The sequence below is a fragment of the Staphylococcus sp. HMSC059F04 genome (genome assembly GCF_001812565.1).
GTDB lineage: Bacteria > Bacillota > Bacilli > Staphylococcales > Staphylococcaceae > Staphylococcus > Staphylococcus lugdunensis.
Genome location: NZ_KV809464.1, coordinates 152,046 through 165,685, shown reverse-complemented (window position 1 = coordinate 165,685; position 13,640 = coordinate 152,046). Strand labels below are relative to the sequence as shown.

The window sequence follows — 13,640 nt, the reverse complement described above, 5'->3', positions numbered from 1 at the left end:
TCCTTTAAATTAAAATTCTAATCCGCTTTCTCTTGCAGCATCTGCTAATGCTTTTACACGACCATGGTATAGGTAACCTCCGCGGTCAAATACAATAGCTTTAATGCCTTTGTCATTGGCTTTCTTAGCAATTGCTTCACCAACTTTTGTAGCTAAATCTACTTTAGAAGTTGAGTCACTAGCAATATCTTTATCTTTAGATGATGCTTGTACGATTGTTTCGCCTTTTACATCATCAATAATTTGTGCGTAAATATGTTTATTTGAACGATAAACATTCAAACGAGGTTTTTCAGCTGTACCAGATAAGCTAGTACGAACACGTGCATGTCTTTTTAAACGCACTTTATTTTTATCAATTTTACTGATCATTGTTATACTCCTTTCTTTCGAGAGTTATCTATTATTTACCAGTTTTACCTTCTTTACGGCGAACGTATTCACCTTGGTAACGAATTCCTTTACCTTTATAAGGTTCTGGAGGTCTTACTGCGCGAATGTTAGAAGCAATTGCTCCAACTTGCTCTTTAGATACGCCAGATACTTTGATTGTAGTATTCTTTTCAACAGCAAATGTGATACCATTTTCTGCTTGAATTTCTACAGGGTGAGAATATCCCACATTTAATACTAAATTAGTTCCTTGCATTTGAGCACGGTAACCAACACCAACAAGTTCAAGCGTTTTTTCATAACCTTGTGATACACCTTGCACCATGTTGTTTAATAAAGCACGAGTAGTACCATGAACTGTACGATCATCTTTAGAATCTGATGGTCTTACTACTTCGATAGTGTTTTCTTCTTGTTTAAAAGTCATTTTTTCATCAAAAGTTCTTGATAATTCCCCTTTTGGACCTTTAACAGTTGCAGTATGACCATCAAATGTAACTGTTACGTCTGTAGGAATATTAATAATTTTCTTACCAACACGACTCATGTTAGGGCACCTCCTTATTTATTATTACCAAACGTATGCGATAATTTCTCCACCAACATTACGTTTTCTTGCTTCTTTATCAGTGATAACACCTTCAGATGTAGAAACTAATGCGATACCTAAACCATTTAATACTTTAGGCACTTCGTTAGCTTTAGCATAAACACGTAAACCTGGTTTAGAAATACGTTTTAAACCTGTGATAACACGTTCGTTATTTTGACCATATTTTAGGAATAAGCGAAGAACACCTTGTTTATCATCTTCAACGAATTCTACGTTTTTAATGAAACCTTCATTTTTTAAGATTTCAGCAATTTGTTTTTTAATGTTTGATGCAGGTAACTCTAATTTATCGTGACGCACCATGTTAGCGTTTCTCACGCGAGTTAGCATATCTGCAATTGGATCTGTCATTGTCATTGATTGTTGCCTCCTTTCAGACTCTTAATAATTACCAACTAGCTTTGCGTACGCCAGGAATTTGACCTTTATAAGCTAATTCACGGAAACAAATACGGCATAATTTAAATTTACGGTATACAGAATGTGGACGTCCACAACGTTCACAACGTGTGTATTCGCGTACTGCATATTTTTGTTTTTTTTGTTGCTTAGCAACCATTGAAGTTTTAGCCACTTAATTAGCCTCCTTTTTTAGAGATTATTTACGAAATGGCATACCGAAGTTTGATAACAATTCACGAGCTTCCTCGTCAGTGTTAGCAGTTGTTACGATAACAATATCCATTCCTCTTACTTTGCTTACTTTATCATAATCGATTTCAGGGAAAATTAATTGTTCTTTAATACCTAAAGTGTAGTTACCGCGACCATCAAATGCTTTTTTAGAAACACCATGGAAGTCACGTACACGTGGTAATGAAACTGCGATTAATTTATCTAAGAATTCATACATTCTTTCACCGCGAAGTGTTACTTTTGCACCGATTGGCATACCTTCACGTAAACGGAATGTTGCGATTGATTTTTTAGCTTTAGTTACTAATGGTTTTTGACCAGTGATTAATTCTAATTCTTCAACTGCACTATCTAAAACTTTTGAGTTTTGAACAGCATCACCGACACCCATGTTAACTACGATTTTTTCGATTTTTGGTACTTCCATTACTGAACTGTAGTTAAACTTTTTAACCAAGTTTTCAGTAACTTCTGTGTTGAATTTTTCTTTTAAACGGTTCAAAGTGGATCCTCCTTTCGATTATTTATTAATTATTAGATTTGATTTCTTCGCCTGACTTTTTAGCAATACGAACTTTTTTACCATCAACAAATTTATAACCAACACGTGTAGGTTCATTTGTTTTAGGGTCTAATAATTGTACGTTAGAAACATGGATAGCTGCCTCTGTTTCTAAGATTCCACCTTCAGGATTTAATTGAGTTGGTTTTTGGTGTTTTTTAATAACATTTACACCTTCCACAACGACACGGTCTTTTTTAGGTTCAGTAGCAATAACTTTTCCTTCTTTACCTTTGTCTTTACCTGCGATAACTTTTACGTTGTCACCTTTTTTGATATGCATGTGGGCACCTCCTTAAATATTATGGTTATTGTTTGTTTATAGTACTTCTGGTGCTAATGAAACGATTTTCATGAAGTTACCTTCACGTAATTCACGAGCAACAGGACCAAAGATACGAGTACCACGTGGGCCTTTGTCATCACGAATAATGACACATGCATTTTCATCAAATTTGATATATGAACCATCATCACGGCGAACACCTGACTTAGTTCTAACTATAACAGCTTTTACTACATCGCCTTTTTTAACAACGCCACCTGGTGTTGCATTTTTAACAGTACAAACAATTACATCACCAATGTTCGCAGTTTTGCGACCAGATCCACCTAACACTTTGATTGTAAGAACTTCACGAGCACCAGAGTTGTCTGCCACTTTTAATCGAGTTTCTTGTTGGATCATTCGTTAAACCTCCCTTATCTTTAATCTTGTATTAAATAATTACTGACTCTTCAACAATTTCTACTAAACGAAAACGTTTTGTTGCTGATAAAGGACGAGTTTCTTGGATTTTAACAATGTCTCCTAATTTAGCTGAATTGTTTTCATCATGAGTTTTGTATTTTTTAGAGTATTTTACACGTTTACCGTATAATTTGTGTGTTTTGTAAGTTTCTACTAATACAGTGATAGTTTTGTCCATTTTGTCAGAAACTACTCTGCCAGTGTAAACTTTGCGATCATTTCTTTCACTCACTTTTACAACCTCCTCTTTTATTGATTAGCCTTACTTTGTTCAATTTCTCTTTCACGAGCGACAGTTTTTAGACGTGCAATCGTTTTTCTTACTGTGCGAATACGTGCAGTTTCCTCTAATTGACCTGTAGCTAACTGAAAGCGTAGGTTAAAAAGTTCTTCTTTTGAAGATTTGATTTGTTCTTCGATTTCTGAAGTGGTTAAGTCTCTAATTTCCTTAGCTTTCATTTGTTTCACCACCCAATTCTTCACGTTTTACAAACTTAGTTTTAACTGGAAGTTTGTGACTAGCTAAACGCAATGCTTCACGAGCAACTTCTTCTTGTACACCAGCAATCTCGAATAAGATACGACCTGGTTTCACAACTGCGATCCAACCTTCAACAGCACCTTTACCGGCACCCATACGAACTTCTAAAGGTTTTTTAGTATATGGTGTATGTGGGAAGATTTTAATCCAAACTTTCCCGCCACGTTTCATGTAACGTGTCATAGCAATACGAGCAGATTCGATTTGACGAGATGTAATCCAAGACGTTGTAGTTGCTTGTAATCCATACTCACCAAATGTTACATAATTACCGCCTTTTGAACGACCAGTTGTTTTTGGACGATGTTGACGACGATATTTAACACGTTTTGGTAGTAACATTATTATTTTCCTCCTTCACTAGTGTTCTTAGTAGGAAGAACTTCTCCACGATAAATCCATACTTTAACGCCTAATTTACCATAAGTAGTGTCGGCTTCAGCATGTGCGTAATCAATGTCAGCACGCAATGTATGAAGTGGAACAGTTCCTTCAGAATATTGTTCGGCACGAGCGATGTCTGCGCCACCTAAACGACCAGAAACTTGAGTTTTGATACCTTTAGCACCTAACTTCATAGCTCTTGAAATCGCTTGTTTTTGTACACGGCGGAATGATGCACGATTTTCTAATTGACGTGCAATGTTTTCAGCAACTAAACGTGCATCGATATCAATTTTTTTGATTTCAACAACGTTGATGTGTACTTTCTTATCAGTTAAATTGTTTAATTTGTTACGAAGTTTTTCAATTTCTGAACCGCCTTTACCGATTACCATACCAGGTTTACCAGTATGAATCGCAATGTTAATTCGGTTAGCTGCACGTTCAATGTCAACGTGTGAAACTGATGCTTCTTTTAATTCGTTATCAATAAATTTACGGATTTTTAAATCTTCGTGTAGTAATGATGCAAAGTCTTTTTCAGCATACCATTTTGCTTCCCAATCACGGATGATACCGACACGAAGTCCGATAGGATTAATTTTTTGACCCACAGTGTTCCCTCCTTAAATAATTATTAAGCTTCTTTAGCTTCTTCTTTTCCGTCACTTACGACGATAGTGATGTGGCTAGTACGTTTGTTAATTGCACTTGCACGGCCTTGTGCACGTGGACGGAAACGTTTTAAAGTTGGTCCTTCATTAGCATATGCTTCTTTAACAACTAATTCATCAGTGTTCATATCATAGTTGTGTTCAGCATTTGCTAAAGCGGACATTAATACTTTTTCAATTACTGGTGATGAAGCTTTGTTTGTCAATTTTAAAATTGCAATTGCTTCAGCAGCATTTTTACCTCTGATTAAGTCAAGAACTAATCTAACTTTACGAGGTGCGATTCTTATAGTTCTAGCAACCGCTTTTGCTTCCATTAGGATTTCCTCCTCTACTTATATATGTTATCTTCTTGTTTTCTTGTCGTCTGCTGCATGTCCTTTGAATGTACGAGTTGGAGCAAATTCACCTAATTTGTGACCAACCATATCTTCAGTAACATAAACAGGTACATGCTTACGTCCATCGTATACTGCAAATGTATGTCCAATGAAATTAGGGAAAATTGTAGAACGACGAGACCATGTTTTAATTACTTGTTTTCTTTCACTTCCGTCTTGAGCTTCAACTTTTTTCATTAAATGATCATCGACGAAAGGTCCTTTTTTAATACTACGAGCCATTTGGGCGCCTCCCTTCTTATTGTGTGCGTGCAGCTTTACGCCGCACACCCAAATAAGTTGATTTTATTATTTTCTCTTACGTCCACGTACGATAAGTTTATCTGATGCTTTTTTACCACGACGTGTTTTCTTACCAAGAGTTGGTTTACCCCATGGAGACATTGGAGATGGTCTACCGATTGGAGCACGACCTTCACCACCACCGTGTGGGTGATCGTTAGGGTTCATTACAGAACCACGAACTGTAGGACGGATACCTTTCCATCTTGAACGTCCTGCTTTACCTACGTTAACAAGTTCATGTTGTAAGTTACCAACTTGTCCAATTGTTGCTCGGCATGTTGATAACACCATACGAACTTCACCAGAACGCAATCTGATTAATACGTATTTACCTTCTTTACCAAGCACTTGAGAGCTGGCACCTGCTGAACGCGCAAGTTGTCCGCCTTTTCCTGGTTTTAATTCAATGTTATGGATGATAGTACCAACAGGTATGTTTTGTAATGGTAATGCGTTACCAACTTTGATGTCAGCGTCTTCACCACTTTCAACTACTTGTCCTACTTCTAATCCTTTAGGTGCGATAATATAGCGTTTTTCACCATCTGCATATACTAATAATGCAATATTTGCTGATCTGTTTGGATCATATTGAATAGAATCAACTTTAGCTGTGATTCCATCTTTATTACGTTTGAAATCGATAACACGGTATTGACGTTTGTGGCCGCCACCATGATGGCGTACTGTCAATTTACCTTGGTTGTTACGTCCCGCTCTTTTCGGTAGCGGTTGTAATAATGACTTTTCTGGAGTTGTTTTAGTAATCTCCGCGAAATCTAATGAAGTCATATTACGACGACCATTTGTTATTGGCTTGTATTTTTTAAGAGCCATTGTCGCTTACCTCCTTATTGGTAATTTTATTTTAGTTAAATAAGTCGATTGATCCTTCTTTTAATGTAACAATCGCTTTTCTTCGTTTATTCGTATAACCTTGGTATCGGCCCATACGTTTTTTCTTAGGTTTATAGTTCATGATGTTGACATTTGCAACTTTAACGTCAAAGATTTCTTCAACAGCATCTTTAACTTGTGTTTTGTTTACACGAGTATCAACGTCAAATGTATATTTTTCTTCTGCCATAGCTTCTGAAGATTTTTCAGTGATTACGGGGCGCTTAAGAATGTCTCTAGCTTCCATTATCCGAGCACCTCCTCAACTTTTTTAGCAGCTGCTTCAGTGATAATTACACTGTCAGCACTTGAAATATCTAATACGTTTAAGCCAGTCGCTGTAGTAACTTGTACTCCAGGAATATTACGTGCAGATAATGCTACGTTTACGTCTTCATTTTCTGTCACTACTAAAACTTTTTTAGGTTGTTCTAATGTAGTTAACACGTTTTTGAATTCTTTCGTTTTAGGTGCTTCGAAACCAAAGCTATCTACAACTGTGAATCCATTTTCTTTAACTTTGAATGACAATGCTGAACGTAACGCTAAACGACGCATTTTCTTAGGCATTTTATAAGCATAGCTTCTTGGAGTTGGTCCAAATACGATACCACCACCACGCCATTGTGGCGCACGAATCGTACCTTGACGCGCACGTCCTGTACCTTTTTGTCTCCATGGTTTACGTCCACCGCCACGAACTGCTGAACGATTTTTAACAGCATGTGTTCCTTGGCGTAATGAAGCACGTTGTAATGTAATTGCTTCAAAAAGCACGCTGTTATTTGGTTCAATGCCGAATACTGCATCGCTAAGTTCTACTGAACCTGCTTTAGAACCGTCTACTTTTAATACATCATAATTAGCCATTATGCATTTTCCTCCTTTCGCTACTTAATTATTTATTACCTTTTTTAATTGAAGATTTAATTTCTACTAAGCCTTTTTTAGCTCCTGGAACATTACCTTTTACAAGGATAACGCCATTTTCAGTATCAACTTGTACTACTTCTAAGTTTTGTACAGTCACTGTGTTACCACCCATACGTCCAGGTGCTTTTTGACCTTTAAATACTCTTGAAGCATCAGAAGCCATACCTACTGAACCTGGTGCTCTGTGGAAATGAGAACCGTGAGCCATTGGTCCACGTGCTTGACCATGTCGTTTAATAGCACCTTGGAAACCTTTACCTTTAGATACGCCTGTTACATCAATGATGTCGCCAGCTTCAAATGTATCAACTGAGACTTCTTGACCTACTTCGTATTCATCAACATTGACGTTTCTGAATTCACGAATGAAGCGCTTAGGTGCTGTGCCTGCTTTTTTAGCATGACCTTCAGCTGGTTTCGTTGCATATTTGTTTGATTTTGCATCTTTTTTATATGCTTGTTTGTCTTCAAAACCTACTTGAATAGCATTGTATCCATCTACTTCTTCAGTTTTCTTTTGCAATACTACGTTTTGACTTGCTTCTACTACTGTAACTGGGATTAATTCACCATTTTCTCCAAATACTTGAGTCATCCCAATTTTTCTTCCTAAGATTCCTTTGGTCATCGAAAGTCCACCTCCTAAAATTTTCTATTATAATTTAATTTCGATGTCTACACCAGATGGTAAGTTTAAGCCCATTAAAGCATCAACTGTTTTTGGTGTTGGGTTCACAATATCGATTAAACGTTTGTGTGTACGTTGTTCGAATTGTTCACGAGAATCTTTATACTTATGCACCGCACGGATAATTGTATAAACTGATTTTTCAGTTGGTAACGGAATTGGTCCAGAAACATCTGCACCAGAACGTTTTGCAGTTTCAACAATTTTTTCTGCTGATTGATCAATCACACGGTGATCATAAGCTTTTAATCTGATTCTGATTTTTTGTTTTGCCATAATTTTCCCTCCTTATTCGTCTACATTTAAGTGATAGACTTCTCCACGAAAACTATCTGCCACAACGCCATGGCAAAGCGGCCGGGTGTGTCAGTAACCTTTCGCTTCATCGCTTCTTACAAGTCCAACATTAGATATGATACAGTAAAAACCCATCTAATTCAAGGGGTTTCTGTATTTTTTCTAACCTTGTCTAACACATACCTTTGTATTGTACTTGATAATTACAGTCAGTTCAACTGTTTTTCGCATTTTTAGTCATTAATTATTTAGGTAATATTAGTTTACAGCCTTTTTAATTTCTATATATCTTTTTTTACATATAATATAGGTAAATGGAGGTGTCGTTACATGAAACATAGTATTAAAGTTACACTTTCACTTATTAGTGTATTTATATTAGTATGTGAATTCTTTTATGGAATCCCCTTTTTAGGTGGAATGATTATCTTTAGTTATTTTTGGCAACCGTTATTATTTAATGCATTTTTATATTTAGTATTGGTTATAATCTTGCTTTTCGATAAACAAAATGCCATTAAGCCTATGCTAGTTATACCTTTAATTGGAATTGTTGGATCACTTATTGCAATTCTTCCAATTATTGGGATGATTACGCATTGGATTTTATTCTTCTTGATGGTATTTTTCTTATTTATCGTCTTAAGCGCTCCAACTTATCTACCTAATAAAAATGCGCGTGTTGTTTATACACAGTATAAAGATGATAAACATGAGAATCGCTGATTTAATTAAAACGGAGCGGGACAACATTCATTTTGAATTCGTAGTCCCGCCCCGACAAAAGGTTGGCTAAGATTGAAAAAACTTGGTATAAACGCATTTTCAATCAAGTCAACTATTGTCCATATGTAATTAAGATCCTAAAACATGATTCATATGTCCTAGGATCTTTTTAATTTTAACCGTGTACAAACACGAAATATAAAATGAAGAGCACCATTAATACATACATGATTGGATGCACTTCTTTATGTTTTTTAGTAATAAGCATTGTAATTGGGTAGAAAATAAAACCACACGCAATTCCAGTAGCAATAGAATACGATAAAGGCATCATGATAATTGTAATAAACGCTGGAACAGCTACTTCGAACTTTTTCCAATCAATTTCAGCAAAGTTTGCCGCCATCAATACCCCAACAACAACAAGGGCTGGTGTAGTAACAGCACTTGTTACAACTTGCATCAATGGGCTGAAGAATAATGCCAATAAGAAGCAACAACCTGTCACGATACTCGCAAATCCTGTTCTTGCTCCTACAGCAACACCAGAAGTAGATTCTATATATGATGTTGTCGTTGTCGTACCAAATATTGCACCGACGATCGTTGCTAGTGAGTCTGAAAATAATGCTCTACCTGCACGTGGGAGTTTATTATCTTTCATAATACCTGCTTGAGTTGCAACCGCAACTAATGTACCTGCAGTATCAAAGAAATCAATAAATAAAAACGTTAATATTACAATTAAAAATTGAATCGTAAACAGTTGTGATGGATCTTTAAATGCTTCGAAAGCTGCCCCAAATGTTGGTTTAATACTTGGAACATGTCCTACTATACCTGAAGGTGCATGAATAAGTCCCGTTACCATTCCAACAATTGCAGTAATCACCATTCCTATAAAAATTGAACCAGGTACTTTCTTAGCATATAAAATAACCGTTACAACAATACCTAATATCGCTAATAATACTGGCCCTTCTGTTAACTTTCCAAGCGTTACAAGTGTGGATTTGTTTTTCACAATGATTCCAGCGCTTTGTAAACCAACAAAGGTGATAAATAAACCAATACCAGCCGATACTGCCATTTTCATTTGATATGGGATGGCATTAATAATGACTTCGCGCCAACCAGAAATTGTCAAACAGGCAAACACAATTCCTGAGAAAAGCACACCTGTTAATCCGATTTGCCATGGAATACCCAAATTTAATACTACTGTAAATGCAAAGAAGGCATTTAATCCCATACCTGGTGCTAATGCAATAGGGTATCTCGCTATCAATCCCATAAATAAAGAACCAACAAAAGCTGCTAAAGCAGTTGCTACAAAAATCGCTCCTTGATCCATCTTCATGTCTGGAGTTACACCCTTAACTCCTGCAAGACTTAAGACATGTGGATTGACAGCCAATATATAAGCCATGGATAAAAATGTCGTTATCCCACCAATAATTTCCTTCTTATAATTCGTGTTATTTTCGTCAAATTGGAAATATTTTCTCACCGTAAAATGCTCCTTTTAATAAAATACTTTAATAGTTTAATACCTATTAGTAGAAAAAACAATAGCAAATACGAACTTTATTATTATAAAGTCTCGTTTTGTTCGAATTATTTATAGTTTTAAATTTTTTAACGCATCTTTAAACGGATTATTTTCCAACTTTTCATCAGATGACATATATTTCTTCATTTCCTTTTTAGATATCTTATTATTATTTTTATGCTTCATTCGCTCATCCATATGTCGTTGTGTTTCCGTATAGCCGCAAATACAACGATATGTCGCTTCTTTCCCTTTACCAAATAATGTCATTTTCTTCTTACAATTTGGACATCTTGCATTCGTTTTACGTTGCACATTCTTTTTCGTTTTACAAGAAGGATCTTGGCATACTAGCATCTGCCCATTCTTTGTTTTTACTTTAATCATAAATTTCCCACATGTAGGACATTCTGTTGTAGTTAAGTTATCATGTTTATATGTCTGCACACTATTTTTAATGTCATGCACTATTTTTGTCGTAAAATCTTGCATTTCCTGTATAAATTTCCGCTGATTATACTTACCTTTTTCAATTCGAGTTAATTTTTCTTCCCATTCTGCAGTTAATAGCGGTGAAGTTAAGGCTTCTGGTGCTAAATCTAATATTTGTTGTCCTTTAGATGTGACCTTAATCTTTCCGTCTGTTGATTCAATTGCATTAATATTGAAAAGTTTTTCAATAATGTCTGCCCGAGTCGCTACGGTGCCAATACCTCCAGTTTGTTTAAGCATTTGTGCATATTTCTTATCTTGTATATGAATAACTTGTTGTGGTGATTCCATCGCTTTTAATAACGTTCCTTCATTAAAATAATCTGGTGGTGTTGTTTGATGTTTCTTTATATTTGTTTGTGAAATTGGATATTGTTGCCCTTGACGGAAAGGTTGTTTCTTTACTTCAGTTTGCGTTGTGTCAAATAAGGCTTTATATCCTAGTTGCAAAGGTATGTTTTCTTTCATTTTAAACTGGTGCTGTGCTACTTCTAACTTAACCGTTGTCATTTCATATTGGTATGGTTCCATTAATGATGCAATAAAGCGCTCAGCCACAAGCATATATATGTTTTGTTCTCTTGCAGTAAGTTGATTTAAATCTGGTCTAATTTCAGTTGGAATGATCGCATGATGATCTGAAACTTTTTTATCATTAATGATATTTAGTTTTGTATTGAACGACTTTTTCATTAGATTTTTAACTGCAACTTTGTAATCAGTTGCAAGTAAAGCTTGCAGTCGTTCAGAGAACGTTTCTACCATATCACTAGTTAAAAAGTTAGAATCGGTTCTAGGATAAGTCACTAATTTATGTCGTTCATATAAATTTTGTAACGTGTTCAAAGTTTCTTTAGGTCCCATTTTAAATCGGCGGTACGCCTCTTGTTGTAAATCAGTTAAGTTAAACAATGCTTGCGGATAGCTTTTTTTACGCTTTGTCTCAACGGTCGTCACTTGAATATTATTTTGTGCGATGGCTTTAACGATATGCTCTAAATCTTCTCTTTATTTAAAGCGTTGCTGTGATTCCAAATCAAACTCATAGCCAGCAACTTTAATATGCAATGTGTAGTAATCTTCAGGTTTGAATTGCTTGATTTCTTTCTGACGCTCATACACTAATTGAATGGTTGGCGTTTGCACACGCCCTAATGATAATTGAGCATCATATTTAGTCGTTAAAGCACGTGTTGCGTTAATCCCTACAATCCAATCTGCTTCACTGCGCGCTAATGCTGCTTGATACAGATGATTATATTTTCTCCCGTCTTGTAAGTTCTTAAAACCTTGTTGAATTGCTTTTTTAGTAACTGAACTAATCCACAAACGTTGAATTGGCTTTTTATTGCCTACTTTGTCTAAGATAAGCCGCGCAACAAGTTCGCCTTCTCTACCCGCATCAGTAGCAATAATCACGTTATTTACCTGCTTATTTAACAATAATGATTTCACTGTTTTAAATTGCTTGCTTGTTTTTCCAATTACTATCGTTTTCATATGTTTGGGAATAATGGGCAAATCGTTTAAATTCCATGTCTGATATCTTTTGTCGTAATGCTCGGGTTGAGCATTGGTTACTAAATGCCCAAGTGCCCAGGTCACAATATATTTTTCGTTTTCTATATAACCGTTTTTCTTATGCGTTATGTGTAAAGCATCTGCTATATCTCTCGCAACGGAAGGTTTTTCAGCTAAAATTAAAGATTTCATAGTAAGTCCTTTCATTTCAAGTGTCACCATATTCGACACTATTTTGTCATTAATAGTCTTATTGTAACATGTGATTTCACATGCAAAGCTTTTAATTGTTGACGATTATTCTTATAATTAACTTAACTATAAGGTGCGGGAGGTAAATCAATGGAAATTCATAAACTCACAGAATTAGCAACGATTAAGTCATTTATAGAAGCTTCGAGTTACATTCAGACCTCATATTTATATAAATTGCCTCAAAATTATGATGATATAGATACTTTATTAACCAAGGCAATACATTTTCCAGGTGTATTTGCATGTGCAGATAATAACAATGATATAAAGACCATTTTGTTTGCTTTCTCTTACGCAAAAGATTGTTATAAAGTCATTGGTCCATTTACTAAAGGAGAGCATGACTTAACTGTGGAGGATTTTCAAGCGTTATTTAATGCATTAAATTCAAATGTATCTGCACATTCGATTTTTAATTTTTCTTTTGAAGAAGGACTCCAAACGTATTATCCATTGATGGATGCTATTCATGCGCATTATAATTTCACGGATTACTATCTAGAAGCCTATAAGCAAACACATGCGGAGACAATTAATCCTAATATTATTGAATATCATACAGCTTTTTACCGTCATTTTGCTAAGTTGCATCATGATACTTTTAAACACGGCGCACATACAGCAGAAGAACTTATCGCTACATTAGATGATTACCATCGTTTATTCCTTTTTGTTAGTGAAGGCATCTTAAAAGGTTATCTGTATCTACAAATTGATACTACTGGTTCCCATGCTGAAATTAAATACTTTAGTTCTCACTCAGATTATCGTTTCATGGGCATTGGTTTTGATTTATTAAGTTATGGACTGAATTATGCCTTTAAGCACTATGAAATTAAAAAAGTTCATTTTAAAATACGAAGTAAAAATACAAAACTTGTATCACGCTTTAATGAACTTGGTTTCAAAGTCAATTATGAATATAAAAAATTTAAACTTGAACAATTCACTAAGCCTACAAGTAGCAACTAAAAAGTGATTTGGACAAGTCTGGGACATCATTACGTTTTAAGCTATGAACTAAATATTGACAGTAGTT

The 13,640-nt window shown here is 35.4% G+C and carries 21 protein-coding genes and 1 pseudogene; 2 read left to right on the top strand and 20 right to left on the bottom strand.

Annotated features, from left to right (window positions below):
• Nucleotides 1-9: 9 nt before the first annotated feature.
• The 18 genes from rplR to rpsJ form a co-directional block, all read right to left on the bottom strand.
• The gene (gene rplR / locus HMPREF2864_RS03510) at nucleotides 10-372 is read right to left on the bottom strand and encodes a 50S ribosomal protein L18 (RefSeq protein ID WP_002460056.1); all 363 of its coding nucleotides are present in this window, start codon (nucleotides 370-372) and stop codon (nucleotides 10-12) included.
• Nucleotides 373-403: 31 nt separating this feature from the next.
• Nucleotides 404-940 (bottom strand): 50S ribosomal protein L6, encoded by a 537-nt coding sequence (gene rplF / locus HMPREF2864_RS03505; RefSeq protein WP_070545017.1) that lies wholly within the window; start codon nucleotides 938-940, stop codon nucleotides 404-406.
• Nucleotides 941-964: 24 nt separating this feature from the next.
• On the bottom strand, nucleotides 965-1,363 hold the full coding sequence (gene rpsH, locus HMPREF2864_RS03500) for a 30S ribosomal protein S8 (protein ID WP_002460058.1): 399 nt from the start codon (nucleotides 1,361-1,363) through the stop codon (nucleotides 965-967).
• Between the two features lie 31 nt (nucleotides 1,364-1,394).
• On the bottom strand, nucleotides 1,395-1,580 hold the full coding sequence (locus HMPREF2864_RS03495; protein WP_001140799.1) for a type Z 30S ribosomal protein S14: 186 nt from the start codon (nucleotides 1,578-1,580) through the stop codon (nucleotides 1,395-1,397).
• A 24-nt stretch (nucleotides 1,581-1,604) separates the two neighbouring features.
• Nucleotides 1,605-2,144: a 50S ribosomal protein L5 gene (gene rplE / locus HMPREF2864_RS03490; RefSeq protein ID WP_002460060.1), complete on the bottom strand. Its 540-nt coding sequence runs from the start codon at nucleotides 2,142-2,144 to the stop codon at nucleotides 1,605-1,607.
• A gap of 25 nt (nucleotides 2,145-2,169) precedes the next feature.
• Complete coding sequence (gene rplX / locus HMPREF2864_RS03485) at nucleotides 2,170-2,487, bottom strand: 50S ribosomal protein L24 (protein ID WP_002448459.1); 318 nt, start codon at nucleotides 2,485-2,487, stop codon at nucleotides 2,170-2,172.
• A gap of 36 nt (nucleotides 2,488-2,523) precedes the next feature.
• Complete coding sequence (gene rplN, locus HMPREF2864_RS03480) at nucleotides 2,524-2,892, bottom strand: 50S ribosomal protein L14 (protein ID WP_002460061.1); 369 nt, start codon at nucleotides 2,890-2,892, stop codon at nucleotides 2,524-2,526.
• 31 nt (nucleotides 2,893-2,923) lie between these two features.
• The gene (gene rpsQ / locus HMPREF2864_RS03475; protein ID WP_002460062.1) at nucleotides 2,924-3,187 is read right to left on the bottom strand and encodes a 30S ribosomal protein S17; all 264 of its coding nucleotides are present in this window, start codon (nucleotides 3,185-3,187) and stop codon (nucleotides 2,924-2,926) included.
• 17 nt (nucleotides 3,188-3,204) lie between these two features.
• A complete protein-coding gene (rpmC, locus tag HMPREF2864_RS03470) occupies nucleotides 3,205-3,414 on the bottom strand; it encodes a 50S ribosomal protein L29 (protein ID WP_000644737.1) in 210 nt (69 codons plus the stop codon).
• Nucleotides 3,404-3,838 (bottom strand): 50S ribosomal protein L16, encoded by a 435-nt coding sequence (rplP, locus tag HMPREF2864_RS03465; protein ID WP_002460063.1) that lies wholly within the window; start codon nucleotides 3,836-3,838, stop codon nucleotides 3,404-3,406. Before rplP ends, rpmC begins: the two co-directional genes overlap by 11 nt.
• A gap of 2 nt (nucleotides 3,839-3,840) precedes the next feature.
• Nucleotides 3,841-4,494 (bottom strand): 30S ribosomal protein S3, encoded by a 654-nt coding sequence (rpsC, locus tag HMPREF2864_RS03460; protein ID WP_002460064.1) that lies wholly within the window; start codon nucleotides 4,492-4,494, stop codon nucleotides 3,841-3,843.
• A gap of 23 nt (nucleotides 4,495-4,517) precedes the next feature.
• The gene (rplV, locus tag HMPREF2864_RS03455) at nucleotides 4,518-4,871 is read right to left on the bottom strand and encodes a 50S ribosomal protein L22 (RefSeq protein ID WP_000387527.1); all 354 of its coding nucleotides are present in this window, start codon (nucleotides 4,869-4,871) and stop codon (nucleotides 4,518-4,520) included.
• Nucleotides 4,872-4,898: 27 nt separating this feature from the next.
• Complete coding sequence (gene rpsS / locus HMPREF2864_RS03450) at nucleotides 4,899-5,177, bottom strand: 30S ribosomal protein S19 (protein ID WP_002478831.1); 279 nt, start codon at nucleotides 5,175-5,177, stop codon at nucleotides 4,899-4,901.
• A gap of 66 nt (nucleotides 5,178-5,243) precedes the next feature.
• Nucleotides 5,244-6,077 (bottom strand): 50S ribosomal protein L2, encoded by an 834-nt coding sequence (gene rplB / locus HMPREF2864_RS03445; RefSeq protein WP_002460067.1) that lies wholly within the window; start codon nucleotides 6,075-6,077, stop codon nucleotides 5,244-5,246.
• 31 nt (nucleotides 6,078-6,108) lie between these two features.
• Nucleotides 6,109-6,384: a 50S ribosomal protein L23 gene (rplW, locus tag HMPREF2864_RS03440; protein ID WP_002460068.1), complete on the bottom strand. Its 276-nt coding sequence runs from the start codon at nucleotides 6,382-6,384 to the stop codon at nucleotides 6,109-6,111.
• Nucleotides 6,384-7,007 carry a 50S ribosomal protein L4 gene (gene rplD / locus HMPREF2864_RS03435; RefSeq protein ID WP_002460069.1) on the bottom strand — a complete coding sequence of 208 codons (624 nt, stop codon included), beginning with the start codon at nucleotides 7,005-7,007 and terminating at the stop codon, nucleotides 6,384-6,386. Before rplD ends, rplW begins: the two co-directional genes overlap by 1 nt.
• A gap of 28 nt (nucleotides 7,008-7,035) precedes the next feature.
• Nucleotides 7,036-7,698 carry a 50S ribosomal protein L3 gene (gene rplC / locus HMPREF2864_RS03430; protein ID WP_002478829.1) on the bottom strand — a complete coding sequence of 221 codons (663 nt, stop codon included), beginning with the start codon at nucleotides 7,696-7,698 and terminating at the stop codon, nucleotides 7,036-7,038.
• Nucleotides 7,699-7,725: 27 nt separating this feature from the next.
• On the bottom strand, nucleotides 7,726-8,034 hold the full coding sequence (gene rpsJ, locus HMPREF2864_RS03425; protein WP_001118667.1) for a 30S ribosomal protein S10: 309 nt from the start codon (nucleotides 8,032-8,034) through the stop codon (nucleotides 7,726-7,728).
• A gap of 351 nt (nucleotides 8,035-8,385) precedes the next feature.
• On the opposite strand from rpsJ, the gene HMPREF2864_RS03420 reads away from it, so the two are divergent.
• The gene (locus HMPREF2864_RS03420; protein ID WP_002460071.1) at nucleotides 8,386-8,781 is read left to right on the top strand and encodes a hypothetical protein; all 396 of its coding nucleotides are present in this window, start codon (nucleotides 8,386-8,388) and stop codon (nucleotides 8,779-8,781) included.
• Between the two features lie 175 nt (nucleotides 8,782-8,956).
• Here HMPREF2864_RS03420 and HMPREF2864_RS03415 read toward each other — a convergent pair whose 3' ends face one another.
• Together HMPREF2864_RS03415 and HMPREF2864_RS03410 are read right to left on the bottom strand one after the other, a co-directional pair.
• On the bottom strand, nucleotides 8,957-10,291 hold the full coding sequence (locus tag HMPREF2864_RS03415; protein ID WP_002460073.1) for an NCS2 family permease: 1,335 nt from the start codon (nucleotides 10,289-10,291) through the stop codon (nucleotides 8,957-8,959).
• Between the two features lie 111 nt (nucleotides 10,292-10,402).
• Nucleotides 10,403-12,538, bottom strand: a pseudogene (locus tag HMPREF2864_RS03410) (DNA topoisomerase III).
• Between the two features lie 150 nt (nucleotides 12,539-12,688).
• Between HMPREF2864_RS03410 and HMPREF2864_RS03405 the strand changes: the two are divergent.
• Entirely contained in the window at nucleotides 12,689-13,573 is an 885-nt protein-coding gene (locus HMPREF2864_RS03405) for a GNAT family N-acetyltransferase (RefSeq protein ID WP_070545014.1), read from the top strand.
• Nucleotides 13,574-13,640 lie beyond the last annotated feature (67 nt).

Excerpts from the sequence above, each read along its gene's own strand:
- rplR (WP_002460056.1), bottom strand. The coding sequence starts at position 372 with ATGATCAGTAAAATTGATAAAAATAAAGTGCGTTTAAAAAGACATGCA.
- rplF (WP_070545017.1), bottom strand. The coding sequence starts at position 940 with ATGAGTCGTGTTGGTAAGAAAATTATTAATATTCCTACAGACGTAACA.
- rpsH (WP_002460058.1), bottom strand. The coding sequence starts at position 1,363 with ATGACAATGACAGATCCAATTGCAGATATGCTAACTCGCGTGAGAAAC.
- rplX (WP_002448459.1), bottom strand. The coding sequence starts at position 2,487 with ATGCATATCAAAAAAGGTGACAACGTAAAAGTTATCGCAGGTAAAGAC.
- rplN (WP_002460061.1), bottom strand. The coding sequence starts at position 2,892 with ATGATCCAACAAGAAACTCGATTAAAAGTGGCAGACAACTCTGGTGCT.
- rpmC (WP_000644737.1), bottom strand. The coding sequence starts at position 3,414 with ATGAAAGCTAAGGAAATTAGAGACTTAACCACTTCAGAAATCGAAGAA.
- rplP (WP_002460063.1), bottom strand. The coding sequence starts at position 3,838 with ATGTTACTACCAAAACGTGTTAAATATCGTCGTCAACATCGTCCAAAA.
- rplV (WP_000387527.1), bottom strand. The coding sequence starts at position 4,871 with ATGGAAGCAAAAGCGGTTGCTAGAACTATAAGAATCGCACCTCGTAAA.
- rpsS (WP_002478831.1), bottom strand. The coding sequence starts at position 5,177 with ATGGCTCGTAGTATTAAAAAAGGACCTTTCGTCGATGATCATTTAATG.
- rplB (WP_002460067.1), bottom strand. The coding sequence starts at position 6,077 with ATGGCTCTTAAAAAATACAAGCCAATAACAAATGGTCGTCGTAATATG.
- rplW (WP_002460068.1), bottom strand. The coding sequence starts at position 6,384 with ATGGAAGCTAGAGACATTCTTAAGCGCCCCGTAATCACTGAAAAATCT.
- rplD (WP_002460069.1), bottom strand. The coding sequence starts at position 7,007 with ATGGCTAATTATGATGTATTAAAAGTAGACGGTTCTAAAGCAGGTTCA.
- rplC (WP_002478829.1), bottom strand. The coding sequence starts at position 7,698 with ATGACCAAAGGAATCTTAGGAAGAAAAATTGGGATGACTCAAGTATTT.
- rpsJ (WP_001118667.1), bottom strand. The coding sequence starts at position 8,034 with ATGGCAAAACAAAAAATCAGAATCAGATTAAAAGCTTATGATCACCGT.
- HMPREF2864_RS03420 (WP_002460071.1), top strand. The coding sequence starts at position 8,386 with ATGAAACATAGTATTAAAGTTACACTTTCACTTATTAGTGTATTTATA.
- HMPREF2864_RS03405 (WP_070545014.1), top strand. The coding sequence starts at position 12,689 with ATGGAAATTCATAAACTCACAGAATTAGCAACGATTAAGTCATTTATA.